This window comes from Acinetobacter sp. ASP199 (assembly GCF_022700675.1).
In the GTDB taxonomy this organism is placed as follows: Bacteria; Pseudomonadota; Gammaproteobacteria; order Pseudomonadales; family Moraxellaceae; genus Acinetobacter.
Genome location: NZ_CP062182.1, coordinates 569458 through 581773, shown reverse-complemented (window position 1 = coordinate 581773; position 12316 = coordinate 569458). Strand labels below are relative to the sequence as shown.

At 42.8% G+C, this 12316-nt stretch carries 13 protein-coding genes; 3 read left to right on the top strand and 10 right to left on the bottom strand.

What is annotated here, in order from left to right; all coding sequences use genetic code 11:
• Position 1 precedes the first annotated feature (1 nt).
• Both rplT and rpmI read right to left on the bottom strand, forming a co-directional pair.
• Positions 2-361 carry a 50S ribosomal protein L20 gene (rplT, locus tag IHE35_RS02705; RefSeq protein ID WP_004647525.1) on the bottom strand — a complete coding sequence of 120 codons (360 nt, stop codon included), beginning with the start codon at positions 359-361 and terminating at the stop codon, positions 2-4.
• An 11-nt stretch (positions 362-372) separates the two neighbouring features.
• Positions 373-567: a 50S ribosomal protein L35 gene (rpmI, locus tag IHE35_RS02700; RefSeq protein ID WP_004278281.1), complete on the bottom strand. Its 195-nt coding sequence runs from the start codon at positions 565-567 to the stop codon at positions 373-375.
• A 381-nt stretch (positions 568-948) separates the two neighbouring features.
• Here rpmI and IHE35_RS02695 point away from each other — a divergent pair, with 381 nt between their 5' ends.
• Complete coding sequence (locus IHE35_RS02695; protein ID WP_242789188.1) at positions 949-1689, top strand: TonB family protein; 741 nt, start codon at positions 949-951, stop codon at positions 1687-1689.
• A gap of 26 nt (positions 1690-1715) precedes the next feature.
• Here the strand turns inward: IHE35_RS02695 and IHE35_RS02690 are convergent, their stop codons facing one another.
• The 3 genes from IHE35_RS02690 to IHE35_RS02680 all read right to left on the bottom strand — a co-directional run bounded on the left by IHE35_RS02690 (position 1716) and on the right by IHE35_RS02680 (position 3143).
• On the bottom strand, positions 1716-2138 hold the full coding sequence (locus IHE35_RS02690; RefSeq protein ID WP_242789186.1) for a YqaA family protein: 423 nt from the start codon (positions 2136-2138) through the stop codon (positions 1716-1718).
• Between the two features lie 18 nt (positions 2139-2156).
• Positions 2157-2447 (bottom strand): hypothetical protein, encoded by a 291-nt coding sequence (locus tag IHE35_RS02685; protein WP_242789185.1) that lies wholly within the window; start codon positions 2445-2447, stop codon positions 2157-2159.
• A gap of 75 nt (positions 2448-2522) precedes the next feature.
• Positions 2523-3143 carry a glutathione S-transferase N-terminal domain-containing protein gene (locus IHE35_RS02680; protein WP_242789183.1) on the bottom strand — a complete coding sequence of 207 codons (621 nt, stop codon included), beginning with the start codon at positions 3141-3143 and terminating at the stop codon, positions 2523-2525.
• A gap of 283 nt (positions 3144-3426) precedes the next feature.
• Between IHE35_RS02680 and IHE35_RS02675 the strand changes: the two genes are divergently transcribed.
• Positions 3427-3900 carry an Hsp20 family protein gene (locus IHE35_RS02675; protein ID WP_242789181.1) on the top strand — a complete coding sequence of 158 codons (474 nt, stop codon included), beginning with the start codon at positions 3427-3429 and terminating at the stop codon, positions 3898-3900.
• Between the two features lie 50 nt (positions 3901-3950).
• Here IHE35_RS02675 and IHE35_RS02670 read toward each other — a convergent pair whose 3' ends face one another.
• The 5 genes from IHE35_RS02670 to IHE35_RS02650 form a co-directional block, all read right to left on the bottom strand.
• The gene (locus IHE35_RS02670; protein ID WP_242789179.1) at positions 3951-4622 is read right to left on the bottom strand and encodes an HAD hydrolase-like protein; all 672 of its coding nucleotides are present in this window, start codon (positions 4620-4622) and stop codon (positions 3951-3953) included.
• A 330-nt stretch (positions 4623-4952) separates the two neighbouring features.
• Entirely contained in the window at positions 4953-5504 is a 552-nt protein-coding gene (gene infC / locus IHE35_RS02665) for a translation initiation factor IF-3 (protein WP_242789937.1), read from the bottom strand.
• A gap of 5 nt (positions 5505-5509) precedes the next feature.
• Positions 5510-7432 (bottom strand): threonine--tRNA ligase, encoded by a 1923-nt coding sequence (thrS, locus tag IHE35_RS02660; protein ID WP_242789177.1) that lies wholly within the window; start codon positions 7430-7432, stop codon positions 5510-5512.
• A gap of 238 nt (positions 7433-7670) precedes the next feature.
• The gene (locus IHE35_RS02655) at positions 7671-8828 is read right to left on the bottom strand and encodes an alanine racemase (RefSeq protein WP_242789170.1); all 1158 of its coding nucleotides are present in this window, start codon (positions 8826-8828) and stop codon (positions 7671-7673) included.
• Positions 8829-8850: 22 nt separating this feature from the next.
• Complete coding sequence (locus tag IHE35_RS02650) at positions 8851-10131, bottom strand: D-arabinono-1,4-lactone oxidase (protein ID WP_242789168.1); 1281 nt, start codon at positions 10129-10131, stop codon at positions 8851-8853.
• Positions 10132-10613: 482 nt separating this feature from the next.
• Here IHE35_RS02650 and IHE35_RS02645 point away from each other — a divergent pair, with 482 nt between their 5' ends.
• Positions 10614-12254, top strand: a complete 1641-nt coding sequence (locus IHE35_RS02645) for an acyl-CoA synthetase (protein WP_242789166.1) — start codon at positions 10614-10616, stop codon at positions 12252-12254.
• Positions 12255-12316: the final 62 nt, after the last annotated feature.

Below are 12316 nucleotides of genomic sequence, written 5' to 3'. Positions count from 1 at the left end.
CTTATGCAGCCAATGCATCTTTAGCTTTAGAAGCTAGAGCTGCAAACGCAACTGCGTCATGCATAGCGATGTCAGCAAGTACGCGACGGTCGATAATCACTTGAGCTTTTTTCAAGCCAGCGATCATACGGCTGTACGACAAACCATTTTGACGAGCACCAGCGTTGATACGCGCAATCCATAGAGCACGGAATTGACGTTTCTTCTGACGACGGTCACGGTAAGCATATTGACCAGCTTTGATTACCGCCTGGAACGCTACGCGGTAAACGCGTGAACGAGCACCATAGTAACCTTTAGCGCGAGCAAGAATTTTTTTGTGACGGCGATGAGCCTGTACACCACGTTTTACACGAGCCATTTATAATCTCCTTAGATGTACGGGCACATACGACGAACTGAAGCAACGTCACTTACGTGAACCATTACACAGCCGCGCAATTGACGAATACGCTTAGCAGATTTTTTGGTCAAAATGTGGCGTTTGAACGCTTGTTTACGCTTAAAACCGTTAGCAGTCGCTTTGAAGCGTTTAGCTGCACCACGGCGAGTTTTCATCTTAGGCATAACAACCTCTTTTGAACACCTGTTCGGCACGTCTGCACCATTGCAAAGACGCCCTGCAGGTAAGGGAGCCGATATTCTAATGCATCTTTGTTTAAAACAAAAGCAGTATTAAAAGTAAAAGATAGATGACTGACGTTTAGTCCGACTTTCCATAAGCATTATGTGATGAAATACCAAGCATCCCAATCCAAGCTTTTTTATAATCTGTGCATCTTTCTATAAAAAGCTCCCGACTCCTGCCATGATGCATTTGCAGCCTTACGTAATTATGAGACAGAAAAATAAAATATTTTGAATGAGATACTTGCCAGCACTACCAATTCAGGAAATACTGCGCTTCAAGATTGACCACCCTCTCTGCTTGATTCAAGACCGAAACTTATGAAACGTATTCTGTGCATGACCCTATTGATGGGCTTCCCTTTTGCAGCAAGCTATAGCGCATCCACAAAAAAAGCCCCGCAATTACCTACACAGACCATTGATGTACAGCCGATGCATTTAACTACACGCATTGAGTGGACCAAGTTTCCCAAACCGAAATACAGCAATGCAGATTTAAAAGGTCAGAACCGTTCTGCGGTGGTACGCATCTATGCCAACGAGCAGGGACAAGTCAAACAGGCTGCCATTCAGGACAGTACCGGTTATCAGCAATTGGATCAGCTACTACTTAATGCCGTGAAATCTGCGAAAGTTAAACCGCATATTGAAAATAAAACAGCACTACCGATCATTGGCTATCAGGTGTTTAATCTGAAACTAACTGAGCAAGATCAGGAATTTTGTGAATACAGCTTTAATTCCAAAAACTGGCAAGCGCAACAGCAGCATCAAAAGACTAAATTTCAGTATCTGAATCAGCCTGAACTAAACGTTGATACAGATTTACTGAATGAACATGACCGTAAAGTGGCATTCCAGATTAAAGCCAATCGTAAAGGTGAAATTAAAAAGGTCAATATCAGAAAAGGCTCAGGCATTTATCAATTAGATCAGCAAATCGCGAGTGCATTAAAAGGTACACAGATCAGTACCAAACGCCGCGCAAGTACCCTATGGTTGTATAAACCATCCAGCTTTAAGGATGAAATTCAGTTTAAACTGAATGAATGTAAATAAACCAAAAGAGGCTTTAAGCCTCTTTTTTAAATCATGCTATAGGCCATGTAAGTAAACAGATAGCGTCCAATTTTCGCAATACTCACAATCACCAAGAATCGAGTAAAATTTTCCTTCAGCAGGCCTGCAATTAAGGTGATTGGATCACCAATAATAGGCACCCAACTCAGCAGCAAGGACCAATAACCGTATTTCTGATAGATCCTTTGTGCTTTTTGCATCTGCTGTTCAGAAACAGGAAACCACTTCCGATCTTTATACTGTTCAATTTTCAGACCTAAATACCAGTTCACGCAAGAACCGAGGATATTTCCTGCACTGGCGACGGTGATCAGTAGCACAGCTGAATAACTACTATTGACCAGTAATCCTAACAACACAGCTTCTGACTGCAAAGGCAGTAAAGTTGCCGCACCAAAGGCAGACAGAAACAAAATCAGCAATGTCATCTAAGTGATCCGAACAGCTTAGCGTGTCAAACCTAACTGTTTTTTGGCTTTCAGATATTCCATATTTGACCAGAAGATCGCGAGCGCTATCACCAATATACGAGACCATTTATATTTAGTTGCCAATGGCAAAATTGCCTCAGCCAACACATTCTGATCCTTGGTATTCAGTTCATTGATAATGACTTGAATATGCACAATCTCTGCCACAAACAGAGCTAAACAGGCAGCCAGACCAAAAATAATACTCCAGTAAATTCGAGGATTAGCTTCTACAATTCGAGTGAAGTTCAGGAAAAATGCATTCATGCTCATATCCAATAAAAAACCACCTGAATCGGTGGTTTTAATAAATTTTGTACATATTAACATAACAACAGCAGATTAACTGACCTGAATCGCTAATGCCTTTTGCACTGCAGGACGTGCCTGTATGCGCTCAATATAACGGCTCACTTCAGGATAATCTGCCAGATCAATACCTTGCCATTCATAGCGTAGCAACCAGGGGAAAATTGCCATATCAGCAATTGAATATTCACCAGCAACATAGTCCTGACCAATCAACTGTTTATCCAGTACACCATATAAGCGCTTGCTCTCATTTACATAGCGTTCGGTCGCATAAGGTATCCGCTCTGGAGCAAAACGGCTAAAGTGATGATTCTGTCCAAGCATTGGGCCTAGCCCCCCCATTTGCCACATCAGCCATTGCTCCACTTGAATCCGCTTAATTTCATCGGATGGATAAAACAGTCCGGTTTTACGTCCCAGATACTGCAAAATGGCCCCAGATTCAAAGATTGAAATCGACCGATTGTCTGGTCCCTCCTGATCGACAATGGCTGGAATTTTGTTGTTCGGTGAGATTGCCAGAAAGTCTGGCTGAAACTGGTCATTTTCCAGAATATTAATTGGAAAGATCTGATAAGGCAGTCCCATTTCTTCTAATGCAATTGTAATCTTATGGCCGTTGGGTGTACCCCAGTAATATAAATCAATCATTCGTGCCTATACTCCATGCACCTATTATTATGGTGTTTCAACAAAATAATAGATCTGCTTAAAAACAACAAGCAGTGCTTAATAAAATAATTTTTAATTTAATTTCAATAAATTAACATTGATTCATTAAAAAATTCACTTAAATTCCTTGAAAATTTCCGGCCTGAACACATATTTATTTTTGCATAAGGATGATCCATTCATCTTTTGCCCTGTCGATGATCATCATGACAGAGGCGTTTTCTTATTTTTAAAACTTTGCTGACCTCAGGAGGTTCTAATAATGAGTAATATCAATCTACATCCGTTATTCCGCCGCAGCATTGGCTTTGATCGTCTCAACGATTTCATTGATTATGCCATGCAAAGCGATGCGCCAAATTATCCGCCCTACAATATCGAAAAACATGCTGAAAACCGTTACCGCATTGTCGTAGCCACTGCTGGTTTTAATCAGGAAGAGTTAAGTATTTCCCTTGAAAATCGCTTGCTGACAATTTCTGGAAAACCTGAAGCTGTTCAGGTTGAAGGTACTGAATATCTACATAAAGGTATTGCCCGTCGTGCCTTCAAACTGTCACTGCGTTTAGATGAACACATTGAAGTGCAGCAGGCAGATTATGCGAACGGTCTACTCGTAATTGACCTACAGCGTGTAATTCCAGAAGAAAAACTGCCAAGACAAATCCCGATTGGCAAAAAATTGTTGCTGGAAAATCCGGAAGAAGTCACTGAAAAAACAGTAAATCCGGAATAAATAAATGTACAGAATATTCTGGAAAGGCCCTTCGGGGCCTTTTTTTGTTTTTAAGCCAGTCTGGATTGTGGAGTTAATAACAGGCTTTCTAACTGTTGAACACTACGAACCAGATAATGCGGCTGATGAGCCACCAGTGCTGATTCACTATTAAAACCCCAAGTCACCGCAGCAACAGTAACCCCATTCTGATAAGCTGATTCTATATCAATGATCTGATCACCAATATAAATCACCTGTTCTGGATGCAGTTTTGAATTCTGTACAATTTTTCTAATCTGTTTGGCCTTGCCATAAATTGAAGCATTGCTTTCGACCCAGTCAAATAACTGAAATAGCTCACGACCTAAATATTTGCGGCAATTATTTGGAGTATTTGAGGTGACAATTGCCAGGCGAACGCCCTGCTGTTTCAGATGATGAAGTAGATCTGCAATTCCTTCAAATAATTCTGGAGTTTTGCCACTACGCTGCATCTCTCGTTTACAATCATACATTAAGCGAAAAGTCTGGAACATTGATAGATTGAGTGCCCGACGGATCTGTCGTGGCGGCAAAGCTCTTAAATGCTCGACCTGATCCTTATGCATCAATGCATAGCGATATTTACCGGCAAAGCGATTCAACAACTCGATAAACTGTTCAAAGGAATCAACCAGGGTGCCATCTACATCAAAAATGACCATTTGATACGGTACAACAGGATTATTTAACAAAGCCATAAGGCAGTCATCCAGCAATTGATACCAAGACTAAAAAATATATCTCTTCTCTACTCATATTTGTGACGTTTATATATGTAATCTTGGTCAAAATTATTTTCAGTACAAATAATGCGTCATAGTTTAGTTGTTTTTTTGAAGCTTTAGATGGGTGACAGAGGTTTATTATTTTTGTCAGAACAGTTACAACCAGATACTTCTTTATTTTTAAAGACCAAAAAATGATATGAGTTAAAAAATATATAAAAATTAAATGCTAGTGATACAAAACAGATATATTGCCATAAAAAAAGCCCTGCAATTGCAGGGCTTTTTTCGCTTAATGAGTGCTTACTTTTTCTTTTTAGGACCAAGCAGCATACCCATTTGACGGCCTTCCATTTTTGGAGACTGTTCAACTACACCAATTTCAGCTACGTCAGCTTCAATTTTTTGTAATTGAGCCAGACCCAACTGCTGGTGAGCCATCTCACGACCACGGAAACGAAGCGTGATTTTTACCTTGTTACCTTCTTCAAGGAACTTGATAATTGCACGTAGTTTTACGTTGTAATCACCTACATCAGTACCAGGGCGTAGCTTGATTTCTTTCACCTGTACTTGATGTTGTTTTTTCTTCGCTTCTTTCTGCTTTTGTTTAAGATCAAACAAATGCTTGTTAAAGTCCATGATTTTACAAACAGGTGGCTCAGCATTTGCTACGATCTCAACCAGGTCAAGATCAACGGCTTCTGCTGCACGTAAAGCTTCAGTTAAGCTTACGATACCTTTTTGCTCACCATTTTCGTCTACAAGACGGACTTCTTTAGCACGAATTTCATCATTCAACGCAGGACGGTTTGATTTGTTACCGCCCTGTTGATTACGGTCAGGCTGTTTAATCGCTGTTACTCCACAATGTACCGGCCGCGTTCGGCAACGGCTGTTTTTACCAGGTCAACGAAAGCATCGATTGACATGGTACCCAAATTTGTTCCTGAGCGTGTACGGACATTCACCGTACCTTCCTCTACTTCACGGTCCCCAAGTACCAGTAGATAAGGAATACGCTCTAAAGTACGTTCACGAATCTTAAAGCCGATTTTCTCATTTCTCAAGTCAGAAATCGCGCGGATACCGCTTTCTTTAAGTTTTGCGACGATTGACTCACAAGCCTCAGCTTGAGAATCGGTAATGTTCATGACACACGCCTGAATTGGTGATAACCAAGGTGGCATAAAGCCCGCGTAGTGTTCAATAAGTATACCAATAAAACGCTCGAAACTGCCAAGAATTGCACGGTGCAACATTACTGGCTGATCACGGTCGTTGTCTTCGGTCACATAAGATGCATCTAGACGTTCTGGAAGGTTGAAGTCACATTGAATCGTACCGCATTGCCATACACGGCCCAAGCAGTCTTTCAATGAGAATTCGATCTTCGGACCGTAGAATGCACCCTCACCTGGTTGCAGTTCCCACTCCAGACCAGCAGCATCTAAAGCATCTGCCAAAGATTTTTCTGCCATATCCCAAAGTGCATCATCACCCACACGTTTTTCAGGACGAGTCGACAACTTCATTTGTACTTCTTCGAAGCCAAAGTCTTTGTATACGTCTAGTGTCAATTTGATAAAATCTGCAACTTCTTGACCAATTTGCTCTTTGGTACAGAAAATATGCGCATCATCCTGAGTAAAACCACGAACACGCATAATGCCGTGTAAAGAACCTGATGGCTCGTTACGGTGACATGAACCGAATTCTGCCAGACGTACAGGAAGATCACGGTATGATTTTAAACCCTGATTGAACACTTGTACGTGACAAGGACAGTTCATTGGTTTAACCGCGTAGTTACGATTTTCAGAATGTGTCGTAAACATGTTGTCTGCATAGTTTGCAGCATGCCCTGACTTTTCCCAAAGCGTGAAATCAACCACTTGTGGTGTGCGGATTTCTTCATAACCATTGTCTTGCTGAACTTTACGCATGTATTGTTCAAGCACTTGGTAAATGGTCCAACCGTTCGGATGCCAGAACACCATACCCGGTGCTTCTTCTTGCATATGGAACAAGTCAAGCGCTTTACCAATTTTACGGTGATCGCGTTTTTCTGCTTCTTCGATACGTTTTACATAAGCAGCAAGCTGTTTTTTGTCCGCCCACGCTGTACCGTAAATACGTTGTAACTGTTCATTTTTCGCATCACCACGCCAGTAAGCGCCTGACATTTTGGTCAGTTTGAATGCTTTTAAGAATTTAGTATTTGGAACGTGCGGACCACGGCACATATCCAGATAATCTTGATGGTAATACAAGCCCATTTGTGTTTCTTCAGGCATGTCTTCGATCAAACGTAATTTATAGTCTTCGCCACGTTTGGTGAATTCTGCAATCACTTCATCACGTGGTGTCATTTTTTTGATGACATCGTAGTCTTGATCGATGAGCTTTTTCATACGCTCTTCGATTGCAACCATATCTTCTGGTGTAAATGGCTTTTCACTGAAGATGTCGTAGTAGAAGCCATCTTCAATAACAGGACCAATCACCATTTTTGCTTCTGGGAACAATTGCTTAACCGCGTGACCCACAAGGTGTGCACAAGAGTGACGAATGATGTGAACACCATCTTCATCTTTAGGCGTAATGATTTGTAGGGTTGCGTCTTCAGTAATTAAGTCAGATGCATCTACAAGTTGACCGTTTACACGGCCTGCAACTGTATTTTTTGCAAGACCAGGACCGATGCTTTGAGCAACTTCCATCACAGATACGGCTTGATCAAATTGTTTTTGATCGCCATTTGGCAAAGTGATAATTGGCATAAAAAATCCTTAAGGAGTGATGCCCCGTACAATAGAGCATGTCACCGCGAGATTATGATCGAGGAGAACCTCAAAAGATAAAAACGGTGGATAAATAAAAAATCGCCTAGAATTTTACACGTCTCGGACCGTTTAATAAACCGTTAATCCTTTTTTCTCGGCGGGAAACATACTTTACTGCCAATCCTTTGCAGGATATTCAGGATGACTTGGGAAATAATTGCCATGATCCATCCTGTTATTCCCTAAAATTCTCCCACTTTTGATATTGGCCCTGTTCATAAGCATACAGCGAAGCAAATTGCGGCAAAATCGATTCACTTTGGGCCGGCCGGAAAAATACATAATCATCGACCTGAATTCGGCAACTAGATGGAATCTGCAACAATTCCTGATTACTACTACGTCCATACAGTAAATGCGGCTTCGCACCTGGCGGATAGATACATTTCCCGCGCCAGTAACCGCCATAGATACATACTGCCCGTTGCCGTGGTTGAAACCGCTTTAATCGCTCTAGCCCAGGCAACTGGATTTGGTCCAACACTTTTAATACTGGTGCAGCAATCCACAAAGCAGGCTGCATCGGCTCTAGCCCTTCCAGATCAAAATCAGTCGGTTTAAGCAGCATGGAACCGAAGGACACATCATTACAAACTGTCTGAATAAAGTGGTGATGCAAAGTGCCACTTCCCGCTCCATTCAGACAAAGTGTAGACAGATCCAGTTCAGGCAGCATCTGGCACATAACCTCAATGAAGTTCATATAACATTGCTGGGATTTCTGATAACTCTGAATGGGAGGAAATAACGCACTAGGCAGTTTGGAGATGTGAGCATCGTAACCCATCAGCCCACTCAAAATCAGATGTTCAGAATGGCTTTTGATAATGGCCAGGCAATGCATAAATTGTTCCAGATCTGACAGGCCACCGCGATGCAGGCCAATATCAATTTCCAGATTGATCCGCAGCTGTAAATTCCGCTCCTTGGCATATGCCAGATAATTTTTCAGACGTTCAGCTGAATCAATGAGCCACTGCACTTTGGGCAGATGTTCGGCCTGATCCTCAATAAAGCTTTTCAGGCATTGCAAAGGCACAGGCTTGCCCATCAGAATATCTGCCTGTGTATAGGCTTGCAGGATATGCACCGCATGCGGAAGATGAAACACCATAAAAGACTGGGTGTTAAAGGCTTTCGCAATTCGTTTTAACAACATTGAATTGGCTAATGATTTCACCACCAGACGCGGTTTCAGATGTGCCGGGATCTTATGCTGCAACCAGTCAACATTTTGCTCTAGCGTAGACAAATCCAGAATCAGTTGTGGTTGCCCATTTCCTTGCTGGTGCAGACTTTTCTGGAGTTCCTGAAAATAGTCAAAATATACCATGCTGTATTCCTCCTCAGCTCATTCAAGATGGAATGAACAGGCGCTCCAGATAAGGATTGAGCCATTTATCCAGTGGATCAAGGGATTTTCGTAACTGCATAAACTCATCCCATTTTGGATAGAGGTCGCAAAGTTGTCGGGCTTCCAGTGAATGCAGCTTGCCCCAGTGCGGGCGTCCACCGTATTTCCTGAAAATCGGTTCTACCAGGTCAAAAATCACCTGATAGTCCTGCTTGTGAAACTGATGTACCGAGATCGAGACTGAATCCTGTTGATAAAACGGACTCAGCCAGATATCGTCCCCGCGTACATAACGAAATTCAATTGGAAAAAAGACCGGCGCTTTCTGCTGTTGCAGGACACCCATGACCTCCTCAAAGCATGCCAAACCCTGTTTCACCGGCAGCTGGTATTCCATTTCATTAAAACGGGTATTACGCACACTAGGAAAAATACGGCTGGACCAGTCCACTACTTTCGATGGTCGGATCGCTACATTTAACAGACGCTGCAACCAAGGATTTAGCCCTGGCCATATTCGGGTCAACTCACAGCACATGTTCAACATAAAGTCTTCATCCAGCCACCCATCCAGCCTCGCCTGTGCTTCTTCCTGAGTTTCATCCAGACTTTTTAGAATGACATTATCGCTATGGGTAAAGGCCCAAAACTCTATATGACGGTGCTGATGCTTCCATTTCTCGATGTTTGCATACAGGTCTGTGAGTGAGCAAAGTCGAATCTGCTCCTGCAACCGGTACATGGGCCGGTTTTGCAGCTGGATACGGGTCATAATGCCGAGACTGCCACATGCCACCCGTCCTGCAGTAAAAATGTCTGAATTCTGCTCAGGATTACAGCGTAGCAAGTTACCGTCCGCAGTCAGCAATTCAAATTCAGAAACCAATGCGGACAGACAAGGTAACTCCACGCCAGTTCCATGCGTGCCTGTAGCAATCGCACCTGCCAAACTTTGTCGGTCGATATCGCCTTGGTTTGCCAGTGCCTGATCAACGGTGGCCAGCTTCTCGCCCATATCATACAAACGGGTCCCCGCCCAAAAGGTACTGCGGCACTGTTCTCGATCGTAGTCACACATCCCTTTAAGCTGATCCAGACAAACCAGTACATCACTGGTTTTTGCCAAGGCACTGAAAGAGTGACCCGCGCCCACAACACGTAATTTTGGATAGACATGCACAAGCCCCTGCAGCATCTCAATACTGTAAGGATGAAAAATACTGGGACTGGATCGTTGGGAACCTGACCAGTTGGCCCACATCTCCGCGTGTGCTATCTCCATAGCGATTTCCTTTTACCCGATTTAAGTCAATAAAACCCGGGCTTGTATGATTGCTCTTATTCTTGTTGTTATGAACATCTTGTTATTTAAAAAATATCATGCGGCTATTTAGAGAAAGAAGTCAACTTGCTTGTCTTTATAAATTTGTAAAACTTGTTTTTTTATAAATACTTGCAAAATAATTTGATTTTATCAGTCACTAATCCACAAAAATAAAAACCAATAACTTTAGCTACTTGTGCTGGTCTTTGAAACTAAACTCCCCACCGGATTCTATCTAACCTAACTCTATTCTGTTTATTCTGATGACCGACATGGAAAGTAACAGTTCATTTTACATATTAAATTTTAATAAAAACAAAAATATAGCATTAAAATTTCTATCTATCATTGACACTCGACTAAAGCATAAATGTCAAAATAGCTAAAAATTGCTAAATTTAGAGCAATTACACAATAATTATTTATTCATGGAGTGGAACATGGTCAGTGCATATGATGAATTACCACGCACACCAGCAAACTTTGTAGCGCTTTCACCTTTACGCTATCTAGAACGTGCAGCCTATATCTATCCCAACCAGAATGCCATTATTCATGGCCAGCGTGAAATCACCTGGCATGACACTTATCAGCGCTGCCGTCGTTTCGCTCATCAGCTGCAACAACTTGGTGTAGGCAAGAATGATACTGTATCTGTCCTTTTACCAAACGTCCCAGCCATGATTGAAGCGCACTTTGCCGTACCAATGGCGGGTGCTGTACTCAATACTTTAAATACCCGTTTAGATGCCAAAACTTTGGCATTTATGCTGGAACATGCGGAAACTAAAGTTTTGCTCGTCGATCCTGAATTTACTGCGGTGGCGCACGAAGCGCTAGCACTAATCAAGCAGGATATTTATATCATCGATGTAGCAGATGAGAACTATGAACAAGCTGCTAACAGCATTGGTCAGATTGAATATGAAACCTGGCTGGCTCAAGGTGATGCCAATTTTGAATGGCACCTGCCACAAGATGAATGGGATGCGATCAGCCTGAACTACACGTCTGGCACGACTGGCAACCCGAAAGGCGTGGTTTATCATCATCGTGGTGCATATATTAACGCAGCAAGTAACATTATTGCCTGTGGCATGATGCCACGTGCAACTTATCTCTGGACCCTACCATTATTTCACTGTAATGGCTGGTGCTTTGCCTGGACCATGGCTGCCAACGGCGGCACCAATATCTGTCTGCGTAAAGTTGATCCTGAACTGATCTTCCAACTGATTGCTAAACATAAAGTGGATTATTTCTGTGGCGCACCGATTGTCCTGTCGATGCTGATCAATACACCGGAACAGAAAAGAACCAAATTCGATCACCGTGTGGAAGTCATGGTGGCCGGTGCTGCACCTCCAGCAGCCATCATTGAAGGCATGCGCAATATTGGGATCAATGTAACTCACGTCTATGGCCTAACCGAGACTTATGGACCTTCTGCGCTATGTGCATCTCAAGCTGGCTGGTCCGATCTCTCTATTCAGGAACAGGCCCAGTTGCACTCACGTCAAGGCGTACCGTATCCATTACAGGATGGTATGAAAGTGCTTGATCCTGAAACCATGCAGGAAGTGCCACATGACGGTAAAACGCTGGGCGAGATCATGTTCCGCGGTAACATCGTCATGAAAGGTTATTTAAAAAATCCGGAAGCTACGGCAGAAGCCTTTGCCGGTGGCTGGTTCCATACCGGTGACCTCGCTGTTTGCCAGCCAGACGGTTATGCCAAAATCACCGACCGCTCTAAAGATGTCATCATTTCTGGTGGCGAAAATATTTCTTCGCTAGAAGTGGAAGAAGTGCTGTATCAGCACCCTGCAATTCTGACTGCGGCAGTAGTGGCAAAGCCTGACCCACGCTGGCAGGAGGTTCCATGTGCGTTTGTAGAACTTAAAGAAGGTCAAACAGCCACCGCTGAAGAACTGATTGAGTTCTGCAAGCAGCATCTGGCACGCTTTAAAGTGCCTAAAGATGTGGTGATTACGGAAATTCCAAAAACATCGACCGGCAAGCTGCAAAAATTTGTGCTGCGTGAATGGGCCAAAGAACGCTCAACCGGTGAATTTAGTTAATCCATTGTTATGCGATTAAAAAAGGAAGTCATCTCGACTTCCTTTTTTAATATTGCAGAGTA